This is a genomic window from uncultured Odoribacter sp., from assembly GCF_937966165.1.
Taxonomy (GTDB): domain Bacteria; phylum Bacteroidota; class Bacteroidia; order Bacteroidales; family Marinifilaceae; genus Culturomica.
The window spans coordinates 76,926-93,465 of record NZ_CALCLB010000006.1; the positions used below are offsets into that span (position 1 = coordinate 76,926).

The following is a 16,540-nucleotide window of genomic DNA, read 5'->3' on the forward strand; positions in this document are numbered from 1 at the left end:
GGGATTTTTTATTTCCTAAGGATAAATATATGCTGAGAAAGTTACGTATTCTGGTGTCGGTGGTATTTTTTACCCTGATTACATTTTATTTTCTGGATTTTGCAGGAATAAGCGGAGTAAAGTCTTTTTTACCCCGTATTCAGTTTGTGCCTGCTCTGTTATCGTTGAGCGTGGCGGTCCTGGCCGTTTGGGTGGTATTGACGTTATTTTTAGGACGGGTATATTGTTCTTCTGTCTGTCCTTTAGGCATTTTTCAGGATATTGTCATCTGGGTTTCCAGACGCCGGAATAAGAAGAAAAAATACGGTTATGCACCTGGCAAAAATGTTTTGCGCTGGCTGATTGTGGCGGGAACCAGCATTGCTTTTTTGTTCGGGTTTACTTTCTTATTGAGTTTGCTTGATCCTTATAGTGCCTACGGAAGAATAGCGACCGATTTGTTCAGGCCTTTCTATTTGATTGGTAATAATGGTCTGGCATGGCTGTTTACCAAATTTGGCAATTATACTTTTTATTATGTACATGTAGCTATTCTGAGTACGTTTGCTTTTGTCATCGCTTTATTTACTTTGGGAATTATCGGCTTTTGGGCCTGGCGTTCCGGCAGGAGCTATTGCAATACGGTTTGTCCGGTAGGTACTGTTCTCGGATTTTTGTCCCGTTATGCTCTGTTTAAAATTCGCATAGATACTGCCAAATGTAACGGTTGCGGATTATGTGCTTTAAAATGTAAGGCTTCCTGTATAAATAGCAGAGAGCATTCCGTTGATTATAGCCGTTGTGTAGATTGCTTTGACTGTATCGGAAATTGCCGTCAGCAGGCAATTGTTTTTTCTTCTAAAAGGAGGAGAAAGCCTGTGGAAAATAATACGGTTACGACTGATGAATCCAAACGGCATTTTCTGGCAACTGCATTGGCTACGGCTTTAGTCGTACCCAAAGCGGTGGCTCGGGAAAAAGTGGAAGTATTCAGCCGGAATAAAGCTTATCGGCGGGAACACCCTATATGTCCTCCGGGTGCAGGGAGTGCAGAACATCTTTTAAAAAATTGTACAGCTTGCCATCTTTGTATTGCCAAATGCCCTTCTCATGTCCTGAAACCTGCTTTTCTGGAATATGGTTTTGGAGGGATGATGCAACCGATGATGTATTTTGACGAAGGTTTCTGTAATTTTGACTGCACTGTTTGTTCTGAAGTATGTCCGAACGGAGCCATTTTACCCTTGACAAAAGAGAAAAAACAGCTGACCCAAGTCGGGCGGGTTGTCTTTCTGATTGAGAATTGTATTGTCAATACCGATGAGACGAGCTGCGGTGCCTGTTCTGAACATTGTCCGACCCAGGCCGTTACGATGGTTCCCTATAAAAATGGATTGACGATTCCTCAGGTGAACCCTGAAATTTGTGTGGGATGCGGAGGCTGCGAGTATGTCTGTCCGGTCAGGCCTTTCAGAGCTATTCATATTGAAGGAAATCCTGTTCAGGTGGAAGCCCTGCGTTTTAAAGAAGCAGAGAAAAAAGAAATTCAGATCGACGATTTCGGTTTTTAGCAGCTTTTGTAAATAAAAAATAAACTTGATGTAAGTTTTGCAATTCCTGTCGGAATCATTATTTTTGTAGAAAATATAAATATTTCTTCGGGGCAGGGTGTAATTCCCTACCGGCGGTGATAGTCCGCGACTCTTCTTTTTAGAAGACTGAACCGGTGAAAATCCGGTACCGACGGTATAGTCCGGATGGTAGAAGGAATAAGGATAAAGATGGATTTGTCTTTATATAGATTGGTATGATATTGCCCCGGACTGATAACGTTCGGGTTTTTTATTTTTCGGAAGTCGGTTATGGAAAAGCAGAATTTTTCTACGGAGGATTGCCGGTTTATGCAGCGGGCAATGGAATTGGCGGAGCGGGGAAAGGGATTCGTCAACCCTAATCCACTGGTGGGAGCTGTCGTTGTAAAAGACGGGAAAGTAATCGGGGAAGGGTGGCACGAATATTACGGCGGTTTGCATGCGGAGCGGAATGCCTTTAAAAATTGTGCGGAAGATCCCCGGGGCGCTACTTTGTATGTGACTTTGGAGCCTTGTTGCCATTATGGGAAAACGCCCCCTTGTACGGAAATCGTGATGGAGAAAAAAATTGGCCGGGTGGTAGTAGGACTTTTGGATCCCAATCCGCTGGTAAGCGGTAAAGGGATTGAAAAATTGAGAGCTGCGGGAATTGAAGTGGTCACAGGAGTGAAACAAGAATTTTTGGAAGAACAAAACCGGTTTTTTTTAAAATATATAAGGACAAAGTTGCCTTGGCTTGCTTTGAAAACTGCTATGACATTGGATGGTAAGATTGCGGCAGCAAGCGGGGATTCGAAATGGATAACTGCAGAAGCTGCCCGGCAACGGGTGCATCAGATGCGTGCCGAGTTTATGGGAATTATGGTAGGTGCCGGTACCGTAAAAATTGATGATCCTCTTTTGAATTGCCGTATGGAGGGTAAATGCCGGCAACCGGTCCGGATTGTTATCAGTACAAAGGCCGATATCTCTTTCGATTCGCAGATCATCCGTACTGCCCGGGAATATCCTGTCCTTATTGCTCATACGGCAGCAGCAGGAGAAGAAACCCTGGAAAAGTTACGGAAGGCCGGAGTAAAGACGATGCTTTGTGCTGAGGAAAAAGGAAGGGTAGCTGTAAAAGATCTGTTGGGTAAGCTGGGAGAGTCGGGAATTGATTCCCTGTTGCTGGAAGGGGGAGGGGAATTGAACTATGCTTTTTTACGGGAGAACTTGGTGGATGAAGTTTTTACTTTTATTGCACCGAAACTGATTGGAGGGAAAGAAGCGAAGACGGCAGTAGAAGGGGAGGGGTTTAAGCGGATGGCCGATGCTGTGATTTTGCAGGATGTTAAGACAGAACAGATCGGAACGGATTTTCTGATCCGGGGAAAGATAAAAAATAGATAAAAGAATATGTTTACAGGTATAGTTGAAGAAATAGGAAAGGTAAAAAGTATCCTCCGGGGGGGAAAAAGTGTGATACTGGAAGTGGAGGCAGAAAAAGTGCTGAGAGATACGAAAGTGGGAGATAGTATTGCCACGAACGGGGTTTGTCTTACTGTGACTTTTCTGGGAAATTCTTTTTTCCGGGCGGATGTTATGCCGGAAACGATGAGACGGAGTAATCTTGGTTTATTGCGGCCTGGCGACCGGGTAAATTTGGAGCGGGCGCTCTGTTTAAATAGCCGTTTGGGAGGTCATTTGGTTGCCGGACACATTGACGGAACCGGACGGATTGTAGATATACAGCGGGAAGATAATGCTTTATGGCTTACGGTTAGTGCCGGATCAGACCTTTTAAGATATATTGTTTCCAAAGGTTCTGTAGCTGTAGATGGGGTAAGCCTTACAATTGCATACGTAGATGAGGCTGTCTTCCGGGTGTCTGTGATCCCTCATACGCAGGAGGAGACGACGCTGACAGGTAAGCATAGCGGAGAGGTGGTGAATTTAGAGAACGATATGATTGTCCGTTATGTGGAAAAGTTGATCGGAAAAGAAAATAGAAATGGATTGAGTTTATCTTTTTTAGAAGCGAATGGATTTTAAGAGAAAGAAATTATAAAAATTGAATCATTTAATGAGCCTAAATTTAACTGAAACGTTATGGAAGAAATTAAGTTTAATACGATAGAAGAAGCTGTGGCTGACCTGCGGGCCGGAAGGATGATTGTTGTGTTGGATGATCCTGACCGGGAAAACGAGGGAGATTTAATATGTGCAGCTGAGCATGCTACTTTAGCAAATGTAAATTTTATGGCATCTTATGCGAAAGGCTTGATTTGTATGCCGATGAGTAAAGCGTTGACGGAAAAATTAAACCTTCAGCAGATGGTAGCCAATAATACGGACAATCATGCGACCGCTTTCACTGTTTCTATCGATCATATTTCTACTTCCACGGGGATTTCTGCTTTAGAACGTTCCGTGACAGCTATGAAATGTGTGGAAGAGGGAGCGAAACCGGCTGATTTCCGTCGTCCCGGCCATATGTTCCCTCTGGAAGCAAAACCGGGAGGGGTATTGGAACGGATGGGACATACAGAGGCTACAGTGGATTTGATGAGAATTGCGAAACTGAAAGAGTGCGGTTTATGTTGCGAAATCATGCGGGAAGACGGCACGATGATGCGGACGACCGAATTAGTGGCTTTTGCTAAAAAACATCATTTGAAGATTATCTCTGTTGCCGATCTGATCGCTTACCGCCGGAGAACCGAAATCCTGATCGAAAGGGTTACGGAAGCGGAGATGCCGACAAAATACGGAATTTTCAAAGCATATGGTTATGTCAATAAAATCAGTGGTGAACACCATATCGCTTTGGTAAAAGGAAATGTTGCTGACGGAGAACCCGTATTGTGCCGCGTTCATTCGGAATGTCTCACGGGAGATGCCTTCGGTTCTCTCCGTTGCGATTGCGGGGAACAGTTGGGAGAAGCTTTACGCCGGATAGAAAAGGCAGGCCGCGGAGTATTGTTGTATATGCGTCAGGAAGGAAGGGGTATAGGCCTGATTAATAAATTGAAAGCATACCATTTGCAGGACGGAGGGATGGACACTGTGGAGGCCAATCTGGCTCTTGGATTCAAGGCTGATTTGCGGGAATACGGTACCGGAGCAGAGATATTGGCAGATCTGGGAGTAAAGAAGATGATTTTAATGACAAATAATCCTTTGAAAATTAAAGGATTGGATGGTTATGGGCTGGAAATTGTGGGGCGGGAGCCTATTGAGATGACCTGTAATGAGAAGAATGAATTCTATATGTATACCAAGTACAAAAAGATGGGACATATTTTACATGTCCGGAACGATTGGAAAAAAGAATAGAGACAAATAATAAAAATCGTAATTTATAATATTCAATATCATGAAAATTTTGGAAGGAAAATTATTAGCGGAAGGTCAGCGTATCGGTATTGTAGCCGGCCGTTTTAACGAATTTATTACGGCTAAATTGTTGGGAGGGGCTGTGGATGCATTTGTACGTCACGGGGGAGATGAAAGTCAGCTGGAGGTCGCATGGGTTCCGGGTGCATTCGAGATTCCGCTGGTGGCGAAAAAAATGGCTGAGAGTAAAAAATACGATGCTGTGGTTTGCCTGGGAGCGGTGATCCGGGGGGCTACTCCTCATTTTGATATGGTGGCAGCGGAAGCGACAAAGGGAGTTGCTCAGGCTGGTTTACAGACAGGAGTACCTGTTATTTTTGGTATCCTGACGACGGATTCTATTGAACAGGCCGTAGAGAGGGCGGGTACAAAAGCGGGTAATAAAGGATTCGACGCGGTGAGCAGTGCTATTGAAATGGTCAACCTGCTCCGGCAAATTTAATCCGTCTTTTGAAACAAAACATCCCTTTAGCTGATTGGATAGGCGATGCTTCGTATCGGATTCCGGCTTGCCGGTTAACGAACCTTCCGTTCTATTATGGATGCATCCGGAACGGGAGTTTCGTTAATCAGCGGAGCGGTAATCCGCTTCCCGAAGGAGTATCTGTCTTTCGTCCAGGCAGTTAAAGGAATATATTTGTTTTTTAAATCAGCCGGGTTTAAAGTTGTTTTATCACTTCCAGGGCTTTTTCGTAATCCGGTTCTTCTGTGATTTCCGGAACATATTCTACATATTTCACCTTTTGATCTTTACCGATGATAACGATTCCTCGGGTGAGCAGGCGTAGTTCTTCTATGAGAAAGCCATATTTTAATCCGAATTCCAGATCTTTATAGTCGGATAATGTGATTACCCTGTCGATGCCTTCGGCTGCGCAATACCGGTTTAATGCAAAAGGAAGGTCACAGGAAATAGCTAAAATCACAACATCTTTATTTAAGTCGGTCGCCATTTTATTAAAATGGTGCATTTGAGCCGAACAAACCGGAGTGTCGATAGAAGGAAATGCTGATACAATTACCGTTTTGTCTGTAAATTCTTCCAGACTGATGGGTTCCAGTTTTTTCCCTAATCCATAAAATACAGGGGCGTTTTCTCCTACTTGAATCGCTTTTCCTACCAGTGTAAGAGGATTGCCATGCATCGTAATTTTTCTTTCTTCCATATGTTTTTTCTTTTTTTTACGTAAAAAGCAATTTAATGTTTAAAAATTATATTACCAACCAAAATACAAAATTTTTTGAGTGTAATGAGTAAAAGGAGAGGTCGGAGAAGAATGGGAAACAGAAAAGGAATCTTTTGTATCTGAGCGGCAGAAAGAATAGGGGTATAAACCCGAACCTGAGGATACCGAAGAGAGAAACCAATCCCCTTTACGGGGATGTATAAATGGCAGAAAGCTTGAAAAGCCAATTCTTTCGGTTTGCAGCCTTGCATTCTCTGTCAGCTTCCGTTTGTTTGCCCGAAGTATAATTTGCAAAGGGATAATCGGAAATATTTTGCTCAGGGACAAACTGATTTTCTGGTATCCGATAAAAAATACGACTAGTATGTCCGAAGGAGAAACATCAGTATAGAATAGTTTGAAGTCTTCCTGTTCCTCTGAAACGGTTCCTTCCCGGAAGGGGATTATTCAGATATATATTGACAGCAAATGGCGGATGGAGTTTGGAGTCCACTGCTTTCCCTTGTATACATTTTTGTGCTTTTACAGCGAATGTTCTCCAAAGGAAAGCAGGGGAAAGAACACGATTTTCCTGTTCAGTTGAATATTTCTGCATACTGAGAAATTAAATAACTTTCGGGGTAAGCTGTTTTTAATGATTCGTAATACTTCCGGGCCTCTGTTGTATTTCCTTTTCCCAGATATAGCCGGATGAGCATATCGTAAGCTTCTGCTTTTCCCCAGGAGGGAAGCCAGGGATGGGGCAGGTTTTGGGCAGGAAGCCGGATGGCTTTCAGTAAATAACTTTCTGCTTTCTGTCCGCCGCCGTATGCGGCAGGCATATAAAAGTCGTGGCTGCCGGATACATACCAACCCCTTAAATTGGTTGAATCCATTTGCACTGCTTTCTGGGCGTTTGCTGTGACTTTTGCGGAAATCTTACCGGCTTCTGTACCCGATTTGAATTGTAGAGAAAAACTTTCTAAATAAGCTAAGAGCGCATAATCTTCTGAAGTTTTGTCTTTTATTTTTTCAAGTAATAATTTTGCTTCCGCTAAACATTTTTGAGCCTGCTCAGTGTCTTGCGTTTTCAGGTAATAAATAGCTTCATAAAATTTGGTGTAAGCTATCCAGTAAGGTGTAAGTTGCGTATTTTGCTTTTCCAGTTCCGGGTAAAGGGAGGTCAGCGGTTGAACAGATTGTTCTGTAAAACAAGCATACAATTTATTTTCGATCCGTTTTTGTATCGGAAGTTCCTGGGGGACAGATTCTGCCAAAAGAATGCCGGTTAGGCAGGAGAATAGAAAAGATAAAATAAACGTTTTCATGGGTTTATAATTTAATAGTGAGTAAATCGATTAGGAGCAGGTAAATACTGAAGCGTCCGGAAAATCCTTTTCAGGATTGCTCCTCGTTTTCTTTGTTTAAAGGGATAAAGACGTAAATAGCCTGTATAATGAGATGTATCCCCCAGCCGGCAGCTGGCCAGATAACCCACCAGTACCCGTGAAAACAGACGTAATTGATAAAGGATAGGAAGGACATGATGACAAAATAAGTGAGTAACTGGCGGTAGAATACCCTTATTTGTTGTTTGTGCGAAATGTTTGGAATTGTATTCATGGTATTAAATTTAAAGTTGAATAAGATTTTGAATGGCATGAATAATGGTGTCCGGTTCGATTTTTATCGCCTCCAGATGCCTTCCCCGGCATTGCAGGAAAAATTTGGGTTCCGGTGCATTTTGAAATATTTCCTGACCTTGGCTATAGGGAATACCTTCGTCATCCGGGCTGTGAATGATCAGTTTGGGAATGCGGTCGACGTAGGTGATATCCGTTTTGGCGGAATAAGGGAAAAGCAGGAAAGGGCGCGCCATTTCCCTTTGTTCTTCCGGTATGTTTCGTAAAGCGATATCCGTAAAAGAATTCATCCCTCCTTCTAATACTAAAGCATGGATTTTCTCCTGATTGTCTCTTGCTAACTTAACAGCGAGCTGCGTTCCGATAGAGGCTCCATAGAGAATGATTCTGGTATTTTGTACCTCCGGGCGTTTTAACAGGGAATCCAGAATCAGCTGTCCATCGGCGGCTATATTGAGGTGAGTCGGCTGTCCGGAAGATTTGCCGTATCCCCTGAAATCGGCCATAAAGACTTGAAAACCTGCTTTGACTAATGTATTGATGACGGCAGAGTGATAAGAGATATTTCCAAAATTACCGTGAATATAAAATATGGTGGCAAGGGGACTTCCCTGAGGCTTACATAAAATCGTATGTAAGCTGTCTGCCTCCGGATAAAAATAAAGTTCTTCGTAGGTCGGTAACTGGCAAGAGATCCACTCCTTTTGCGGGCGGTAAAATTGATTGTCGTATTGTGCCGATGCGTTTAAATAAAAGCATAATATTCCCAGAATGATGAAATTTGTTTTCATAATTAATTGATTAATAGTATATTTGTTTATGTCTTTACCGGATTATCCGATGTTGCCGATATAGCTTTTCAACGCTTCAATATAATTTTCGAGGGCATGCTTACCGTTAGCCGTAATCCGGCAAATTGTCTGCGGCATCTTGCCTTTAAAAGTTTTTGTGACTTCAATATATCCGGCTTTGTTGAGTTTGTCAATCTGGACGCTGAGGTTACCTGCGGTAGCTTTTGTTTGTTCTTTGATGAATACAAAATCAGCCTCCTCTACCGAGATCAGAATTGACATAATTGCCAGCCGTAATTCTGAATGAAGCAAAGGATCCAGTTCTTTAAACATGTTTTTCTGATTTTAAACGTTTCTTTCTTTCAGCATATTGCAGAATATGCCCGGGGATGATCATACAAAACAGGAAGATTACAGCAAAAATCAATATACTCTTCAGGCCCAAAACGATGAGCAAGGAATAACTGAGAATAACACCTACAGATCCCCCTATGGTCAGGGCCTTGAATTTTATAATCAATCCTGTGATAATAGTTGCTGTATTTATCATTATGGCTACCATAAAAAGAATGGGAAGTATCCTGAAAACCGTGAAGAAAGCTGCACAAGCCGATAACCATACAATGACCCCTGACACTAACCATACATATCCCACCATCCGGTCGATATAAGTAGTGACTTTCCTGGGATGAGAGCGTTTATCAAAATACTTTCCTATTCCTCCTACGATGGGAATGGCGAACCATAAGAAATAATAGTAAGGATTGAGCGTATACCCTACAATAAAATAAATAACGATAGAAGTAAAGAGAGTGGTATAGCCATAAATCAGCATCGTTTTTCCTCCCCGTGTTTCCAGATTATCGTGTGTATTCCGGATCATCCGGGCGATGAGTTCCAGACTTTCTTTTTCATTGAGTTCTTTGGTTTCCATAAATGTTCGTTATTATTGTTTTTGTATAGAAATTACTATTATCAGCTTGTTTTTCTGTTTTGTAATTTCAGGTTTCTATTGATTTAACGATACAAATATAAATTAGTTTATAATATAAACCAAATTATTTTATAAATTTTATCTGGTTTATTTCTAAAAGCAAATCATCCGAGGATTTGAATGGGGATAATATATTGACGTTTGGTTCAGTATGGTTTTGGTCAGCCGTATGCTGGCCAAATGCAGCTGATTGTACAGTCGGCTTTTACGTTTTCTTTGTCATATCTGATAAAACATGCCCTCTGCTTCATTAATCAATGAAATAGAGGGCATGCATCCATTGCATAAAAAGCTATTGTAGAGAATAGGTAAAACCTGTTTTATTTCTTTCTTTGTTCCCGCGTTTTTTGTTCCTGCATTTTTTGCATTTGTTCCAGGCGTTCGTAGAATTTCGATTTTTTTGCCGGTTTCGTTTTAGCTATTTCGATTTGCTTGAGCAATTTTTCGTCATTTACATAACGACGGATAGCCCAGGTTTGCAGGATTGTAATTAAAGTGGCAATAAAATAATAATAACTCAGACCTGAAGAATAGTTATTAAAGATAAATAGGAACATGACCGGCATAATATACATCATCGTCTGCATACCTTTCATCTGGTCGTTTTGAGGTTGGTTTTTGTTATTCATAACCATATAGATAATATTGACGGCCGTCATGAGCAAGCAGAACAAACTGACGTGATTTCCATAAAAAGGTATACTGAAGGGGAGGGTGGCGATCGAGTCGTAAGAAGCTAAGTCTGTAGCCCAAAGGAAACTCTTTTGCCGGAGTTCGATGGCTCCCGGGAAAAACCAGAATAGTGCAATCAATATCGGCATTTGCAATATCATCGGAAGGCAACCTCCCATCGGATTCACTCCTGCCCGTTTATAGAGAGCCATGGTCGCTTTTTGGCGTTCCAGGGCTTTTTCTTTTGGATATTTTTTGTTTATTTCGTCGATCTGGGGTTTCAGTACTCTCATTTTCGCCTGCGAAAGGTATGATTTATAGGTGAGAGGGAAAAGGACCAGTTTAATAATTAAAGTTAACAACAGGATGATCAGTCCGTAGTTTCCCGTCACGTGATTTTCGAGGAAGTTGAATAAGGGGATTACAATGTAACGGTTAAACCAGGCGACCCATTTCCAGCCTAAGTTTACCAGTTTTGGTAACTCAATATCAGCCCCGTATTCTTTCAGAATAGGATAAGAATTGGGTCCGAAAAAGAATTGCATATCATAAACCTCATTGCTATTTCCTGCATAAGGCAGCGGAATTTCTGCATAAACTTTTTTCAGATATTGCGGTTCGTTACTGATATCAGAAGAAAGTGTGACATCTGTAAAAGCTTCCTGGGCAATAAGTATAGAAGAGAAAAACTGTTGTTTAAAAGCCACCCATTTGATTTTAGTGGATAACGTTTCTTTTTCATTGGAATTCATAGACATATTCTCTACGTCATCACTTAGAAAATCATAATAAACTCCGGTATACCGGTTTTCAAAATCCTTGCTTTTTTCCAATTGTGGCATATCGACTCCCCAGAATAAAGTCAGGAAAGAGGAATTGGAAGCGATGACGTCGTTCATATTATAGGTACGGATACTGAAATCCGCCATATAACTGTCCGGAGCCAATTTATATATAAACTCCACGTATTTGTTTTCTTCCGAAAAGAGTTTCAGAGACAATGTTTGTACGTCCTTTTCTGCATTTAAAACTGTCTCTGCCGTATTGGGAACGAAGAGGTAATCTTCGGTGTTAATCTGTTTGTTTTTTGCGTAAAAGCTTAAGCCGAAGGTACTTTTATCTTCTTTCCACAAAACGAGTGGCATAGAATCGTGTGTGACATATTCTTTCAGGTCTACGTTGACGATACGTCCTCCTTTTGTGCTGAGTTGTAAACGGATTTTATTGTTCTCCAGGGTAATGATTTCTTCTTTCAGGCTGTCCTGGGCAAAAATCGCATTCGAAGGTATTTTTAAAGAATCCGTTTGCTGGGATAATTCAAAATCTTTTTTTTCCTGCTCAACAGCCTGAGCCATTCTTTCTGCCTCTACCCGGGTAATAGAGTCCCGTTGTTCCTGTATTCTTTTTAATTGTTCTTCATTCGGACGGGTGAGGTAAGAAAATCCGATTAGGATGACAAAAATAAGTACTAAACCGACGATTGTATTTCTATCCATATATGATTTACTATTTTTGATTTACGATTTTATTTTTCAAGTTAAGAAAGACATGCTTTTATAAAAGCCACAAATAAAGGATGGGGTTTCACCACAGTACTTTTATATTCCGGATGGAATTGAGTGCCTACAAACCATTTATGGGACGGAATTTCAATAATTTCAGTCAGACCGGTATCCGGATTGATACCAGTGGTTATCATTCCTCCTTTTTCAAATATTTCTTTGTATTCGTTATTGAATTCATAACGGTGACGGTGCCTTTCCTCTACCATTTTTTGACCATATGCTTCATACGCTTTGGACCCTTCCTTCAATTCACATTTATAGGCTCCTAAACGCATCGTCCCTCCTTTTTCTGTTACATTCTTCTGGCTCTCCATCAGATCGATAACCGGGTATTTCGTTTTGGCGGCCATTTCGGTAGAGTCTGCTCCTTCCATATGAAGTACATTGCGGGCATATTCAATGACTGCCATTTGCATCCCCAGGCAAATTCCAAAAAATGGAATATTATTGATACGCGCGTAACGAATCGCCAGTAATTTTCCGTTAATCCCCCTATGACCGAATCCGGGAGCCACCAGAATGCCATGCAGATTTTTCAGCGTCCCTTCAATATTTTCTTCATTTAAGGCTTCACTGTGGATCCAGTGAATATTTACCTTGCAGTCGTTTACAGCTCCGGCATGTATAAAAGCTTCAACAATAGACTTGTAAGCATCGTGTAATTCGACGTATTTACCGACTAATCCGATTTGAACCTCCTGCCGGTAATTCTTCAATTTGTAAAGAAATTTTTTCCAGGAATCCAAATCCGGTTCACTATTTAAAGGAAGGTCCAGTTTCTCCAGTACGATTTCGTCCAGTTTCTCTTCTTCCATTTTGATCGGGACTTCATAAATTGTTGAAACATCAATGGATTCAATAACAGCTTCCGGTTGTACATTACAGAATAGGGCAACTTTCCGTTTTAAGTCGTTGTTTAATTTATGTTCCGTACGCAATACCAGTATGTCCGGTTGTACTCCTATTTCCAAAAGAGATTTTACAGAATGCTGGGTAGGTTTGGTTTTCAATTCGCCGGAAGCAGATAAGTAAGGGACAAGTGTCAGGTGAATCAAAACAGATTTTTCTCCCAATTCCCACCGCAACTGCCGGACAGCTTCCAGAAAAGGCAGAGATTCAATATCTCCTACTGTACCACCTATTTCGGTAATTACGACATCGTATTCTCCTTTGTTTCCCAATAATTTAATATTGCGTTTGATTTCGTCCGTGATATGAGGAACAATTTGTACCGTTTTTCCTAAATAATCCCCCCGTCTTTCCTTATTGATGACGTTCTGGTAGATTCTGCCAGTTGTGATATTATTTGCCTGGGAGGTAGGACAACCGGTGAATCTTTCGTAATGTCCTAAATCCAAATCTGTTTCTGCCCCGTCATTGGTAACATAACATTCCCCGTGTTCGTAAGGATTTAATGTCCCGGGATCGATATTAATATAAGGATCCAGTTTTTGGTTGGCTACTTTATATCCTCTTGCCTGAAGCAATTTTGCCAAAGAAGACGCGATTATACCTTTCCCTAAAGAAGAGGCCACTCCACCCGTAACGAAAACATATTTTGTTGACACGATATCTTAATTTTATTAATTTCTCGAAGTTGCAAATGTAAAAAATAAGAGCGGAGTACACAAGAAAAAAAGGTGAATATCCCCCTTAATGGCTTAGTTAAAAACGAAAAATCCCTAAAGCCAAAAGAGTACCTTAGGGATTGAAATATTTATTTCCGGATTAAATGAGGCTGTCAATAGCCTTCAGTTTTTCCTGTAATAAAGCCAAACGTTGCTTTGTCTTTTCTATTTTAGAATGCAGCTCACGGATGAGGCCTTCGGATTTGTTTGATTTTGCAATAAAACCGATGTTATTTTCCCAGGTATTGATATCATTTTCTAATTGACGAATCTTGATCACCAGTTTTTCACGCTCGTTGATGATTTTGAATTCTTTATTTTCGCTGCTATCCAAAGAATTAATTTTTGCCCTGTATTTTTCAAGATTTTTATCGAATTCATCCAGATTCATCTTGTCGAAATAAGTATTGATGATTTTTCGGAATTCTTCCTGTATCGTTTCTTTTTCCTTGATGGGTACAAATCCAATTTCATTCCAGCGGGCTTGAAATTCTTTCAGTTTTTTGATATTTTCTTCGTTATTGTCTGCTAGTTCGAATTGTTTTACTTCTTCAATTAATGCTTTTTTCGCTTCCAGGTTTTTTTCTTGTTCGGAATCAATACTTTTAAAATGAGCATTTTTATTATTAAAAAACTCGTCACAGGCAGCACGGAAGCGGAACCAGATTTTGTTGGAATATTTCCGGGGTGCAGGTCCTATTTTTTTCCATTCTTTTTGGTAAGAGATAATTTTATCTGTAGTGACTTTCCATTCTGTACTGTCTTTAATGGCCTCTACTTTTTCGCAAAGTTTGGTTTTCAGTTCCAGATTTTTTTCCTGTTCTTCCAGCATTTGCTTGTAGAATTCCCGTTTGCGGTTGAAGAAGGTATCACAGGATGCCCTGAACGTTTTAAATACCCGGTTGCGTTCTTTCTGGGGTACAGTCCCGGAATGTTTCCACTCTTCCTGAAGTTCGATAATACTTTGGGCCGCAACATTCCATTCTTTTATGCCATTGTATTCTGCGTTTGCAAGGACAGCTGCTTTTTCACAAATTTCTTCTTTTACCTTCAAATTGTCTTCTTGCTCCTGTTTCAGGCTTTCAAAAAATTTATGGTAGCTATCGTTAATTTTACCGGTAGCGACTTTAAAACGTTCCCAGACCGGTTCTTGCTGTTCTTTCGGAATCGGACCGATTTCTTTCCAACGGGTGTGAAGAAGTTGCAATTGCTTAAAGGCATCATTGACATCTTTATTTTCAACTAGTTTTTCGGCTTCTTCGCATAAATTATTTTTAGCATCCAGGTTCCGTTTCAGATCTAAATCCCTCAATTCTTTGTTGATCTTGATGTAATTATAGAAATTCTCTACATGATGATGGTAGGTTTCTAATAAATCGTTCACCCGGTTCTGAGGAACAAGTCCTGTATTTCTCCAGCGTTCCTGTATGTCCTTAAATTCCTGAAATGTTTTGTTGAGGGCCTCTTCTTTTTGCACCAATTCCTTCAATTCTTCAATCAATTGTAGCTTCACCTGAAGGTTTTTCTCCCGGTCGACTTCTTGTTGTCTGGCTGCGTTAATTCTTTTTTCTTTGAAGAGTTTACAAAGATCGTAAAATTTCTCTTTGTTTTCATTTTTATAATCGAAGTCCGCTGCCGGAGATCCGTCAGCTGTAAAGGCTGACAAAGCTTGCTCGTATTCTCTTTTGTATTGTTTTTCAAAGATTTCCGGAAGTTTTTCAACTACGTCTTTTACTTGCCCTGCAGGGTAGTTTTCGATAAGTTTTTGCAATTCTGCGACAATTTCTTCTGTCTTTAAAACAGCAAAATCAATCTCCGGAAGTTCCGGTTTAGTTTCTGCCGTAGCATTGTTATCCTCTGCAGGATTGACGTCATTTACTTCATTTGCTGATACTTCTGAAGAATTAGTTTGTTCTTCGTTCAGTAACGTGTTGTCTTGGTCCATAGTTAGTCAGCCGTTAATATTCTCAATTCCATTAGCACACGAAAATAGTCAATTAATCTGAAAATGACAATATTTAGCGATAAAAAGTCCTTTTCTTTCTGTTTAAAGAATAGCTTTCCGGTTTCAAAAGTAGGAAAGTAGGGCAGATCCGGTTTAATTATCCGAAATTTTAATCCAGCATTAAACTGATAAAAGCCGGATAATTGAACACCATTTGTGTTAATTCGCGAATGTCAAGTATCAGGTCGGGGCGCTTTACTCCGGAACCTGTCCGGAAGGCTAACCCGTTTTTTAAACGATAAAATCCGTTATTCGAGGGTAAAATTTCATCTGTTAGCCGAAGAAGTAAAGAACGGCGGGGATGTGTTTGGGCATATATTTTGAGGACCTGCAGAGCGTCTATAATACGGGCCATCCCCCGGCGGACAGAATGTCCGGGCCTGGGCGGGGTTTTTAATTCAATCTCTCCTTTATTCCACTGGTCTGCAGCGGTGTTTAGAAGAGCACTTTTTTCCTCCTCCGAATCGGCTAATAGTTCACTGATATGAAGTTTATCCGGTAAAGGCTGAATAAAAGCCAGTCCTCCGATTGCCCCCCAAGAATGCCGGAATAAAATCAGACTTCCTCCGGATAAATATAAATCTTCCAGGATAATCTTAAAATCTTCGGCAGAATGCTGAACACAATTGGGACGTTTTAACATTTGCCGGTTAAAATAACAATAGAGTTCCGGCAGAGAGGAAAAACAGTTTCTTTCGGAAAGAATTTCTACCCTTTTATGGGTATATTTTACCGGTAAATAATAATTTTCCGGAGTATAACTGAAAACTGAGGCATAGCCGGTTTTGGCATAATATTCGTAAAGAGAATTTTCTTGCGGGATCAGTATACTGAAAACAATTTTTTTATTTTTCATGGCAATGAAAGCTTCCGATAAGAGCTTGTACATATAGCCCTTTTTCCGGGCTTCCGGTAAGGTAGAAGCTCCTGAAATATAGGAAACCGGGATCAGATTTCCGTTCCAGGTCATCTGATAAGGGAGCATTTGTAAAGCAGATACGATTTGTCCGTTTTCACTTAGGGTAAGCGTATATTCTTCCTTGTATTTTCTTTCAAAATAAAAGCGGATGAATTCTTCTGGATCCTGAAAACAGATCCGCCATAATTTGATCACCTCTTCTTTTATCATA

General features: G+C 40.7%; 16 protein-coding genes and 1 riboswitch. Of the genes, 6 read left to right on the forward strand and 10 right to left on the reverse strand.

The genetic code is table 11. The features are described from left to right. The first annotated feature begins 29 nt into the window (after positions 1 to 29). From Q0465_RS02375 to Q0465_RS02400, 6 genes are all read left to right on the forward strand, one after another. Entirely contained in the window at positions 30 to 1,550 is a 1,521-nt protein-coding gene (locus Q0465_RS02375) for a 4Fe-4S binding protein (RefSeq protein WP_298612291.1), read from the forward strand. 79 nt (positions 1,551 to 1,629) lie between these two features. After that, positions 1,630 to 1,752, forward strand: a riboswitch (FMN riboswitch). Positions 1,753 to 1,841: 89 nt separating this feature from the next. Continuing rightward, the gene (gene ribD, locus Q0465_RS02380; protein WP_298612294.1) at positions 1,842 to 2,960 is read left to right on the forward strand and encodes a bifunctional diaminohydroxyphosphoribosylaminopyrimidine deaminase/5-amino-6-(5-phosphoribosylamino)uracil reductase RibD; all 1,119 of its coding nucleotides are present in this window, start codon (positions 1,842 to 1,844) and stop codon (positions 2,958 to 2,960) included. A gap of 6 nt (positions 2,961 to 2,966) precedes the next feature. Beyond that, positions 2,967 to 3,602: a riboflavin synthase gene (locus Q0465_RS02385; protein WP_298612297.1), complete on the forward strand. Its 636-nt coding sequence runs from the start codon at positions 2,967 to 2,969 to the stop codon at positions 3,600 to 3,602. A gap of 57 nt (positions 3,603 to 3,659) precedes the next feature. After that, positions 3,660 to 4,886 carry a bifunctional 3,4-dihydroxy-2-butanone-4-phosphate synthase/GTP cyclohydrolase II gene (locus tag Q0465_RS02390; RefSeq protein ID WP_298612300.1) on the forward strand — a complete coding sequence of 409 codons (1,227 nt, stop codon included), beginning with the start codon at positions 3,660 to 3,662 and terminating at the stop codon, positions 4,884 to 4,886. A gap of 40 nt (positions 4,887 to 4,926) precedes the next feature. Further along, entirely contained in the window at positions 4,927 to 5,388 is a 462-nt protein-coding gene (gene ribE / locus Q0465_RS02395; RefSeq protein ID WP_298612303.1) for a 6,7-dimethyl-8-ribityllumazine synthase, read from the forward strand. Between the two features lie 8 nt (positions 5,389 to 5,396). Next, positions 5,397 to 5,573, forward strand: coding sequence for a hypothetical protein (locus Q0465_RS02400; protein WP_298612306.1), 177 nt, complete (start codon positions 5,397 to 5,399; stop codon positions 5,571 to 5,573). 32 nt (positions 5,574 to 5,605) lie between these two features. On the opposite strand, the gene tpx is transcribed toward Q0465_RS02400, so the two are convergent. From tpx to eis, 10 genes are all read right to left on the reverse strand, one after another. After that, on the reverse strand, positions 5,606 to 6,112 hold the full coding sequence (tpx, locus tag Q0465_RS02405) for a thiol peroxidase (RefSeq protein WP_298612309.1): 507 nt from the start codon (positions 6,110 to 6,112) through the stop codon (positions 5,606 to 5,608). Between the two features lie 596 nt (positions 6,113 to 6,708). Then, on the reverse strand, positions 6,709 to 7,440 hold the full coding sequence (locus Q0465_RS02410; protein WP_298612312.1) for a hypothetical protein: 732 nt from the start codon (positions 7,438 to 7,440) through the stop codon (positions 6,709 to 6,711). A gap of 70 nt (positions 7,441 to 7,510) precedes the next feature. Beyond that, complete coding sequence (locus Q0465_RS02415; RefSeq protein ID WP_298612315.1) at positions 7,511 to 7,735, reverse strand: 2TM domain-containing protein; 225 nt, start codon at positions 7,733 to 7,735, stop codon at positions 7,511 to 7,513. A gap of 10 nt (positions 7,736 to 7,745) precedes the next feature. Then, positions 7,746 to 8,546, reverse strand: coding sequence for an alpha/beta hydrolase (locus Q0465_RS02420; protein ID WP_298612318.1), 801 nt, complete (start codon positions 8,544 to 8,546; stop codon positions 7,746 to 7,748). 42 nt (positions 8,547 to 8,588) lie between these two features. Next, a complete protein-coding gene (locus Q0465_RS02425) occupies positions 8,589 to 8,879 on the reverse strand; it encodes a transcriptional regulator (RefSeq protein ID WP_298612321.1) in 291 nt (96 codons plus the stop codon). Next, the gene (locus tag Q0465_RS02430) at positions 8,872 to 9,480 is read right to left on the reverse strand and encodes a hypothetical protein (RefSeq protein ID WP_298612324.1); all 609 of its coding nucleotides are present in this window, start codon (positions 9,478 to 9,480) and stop codon (positions 8,872 to 8,874) included. The genes Q0465_RS02425 and Q0465_RS02430 overlap by 8 nt, the downstream gene beginning before the upstream one ends. Before the next feature lie 380 nt (positions 9,481 to 9,860). Beyond that, positions 9,861 to 11,708 carry a membrane protein insertase YidC gene (gene yidC, locus Q0465_RS02435; RefSeq protein ID WP_298612327.1) on the reverse strand — a complete coding sequence of 616 codons (1,848 nt, stop codon included), beginning with the start codon at positions 11,706 to 11,708 and terminating at the stop codon, positions 9,861 to 9,863. A gap of 41 nt (positions 11,709 to 11,749) precedes the next feature. Beyond that, positions 11,750 to 13,345 (reverse strand): CTP synthase, encoded by a 1,596-nt coding sequence (locus Q0465_RS02440; RefSeq protein ID WP_298612330.1) that lies wholly within the window; start codon positions 13,343 to 13,345, stop codon positions 11,750 to 11,752. Positions 13,346 to 13,505: 160 nt separating this feature from the next. Beyond that, positions 13,506 to 15,350 carry a DUF349 domain-containing protein gene (locus tag Q0465_RS02445; RefSeq protein WP_298612333.1) on the reverse strand — a complete coding sequence of 615 codons (1,845 nt, stop codon included), beginning with the start codon at positions 15,348 to 15,350 and terminating at the stop codon, positions 13,506 to 13,508. A 169-nt stretch (positions 15,351 to 15,519) separates the two neighbouring features. Continuing rightward, positions 15,520 to 16,539: an enhanced intracellular survival protein Eis gene (gene eis / locus Q0465_RS02450; RefSeq protein ID WP_298612336.1), complete on the reverse strand. Its 1,020-nt coding sequence runs from the start codon at positions 16,537 to 16,539 to the stop codon at positions 15,520 to 15,522. Between the last annotated feature and the right edge of the window lies 1 nt (position 16,540).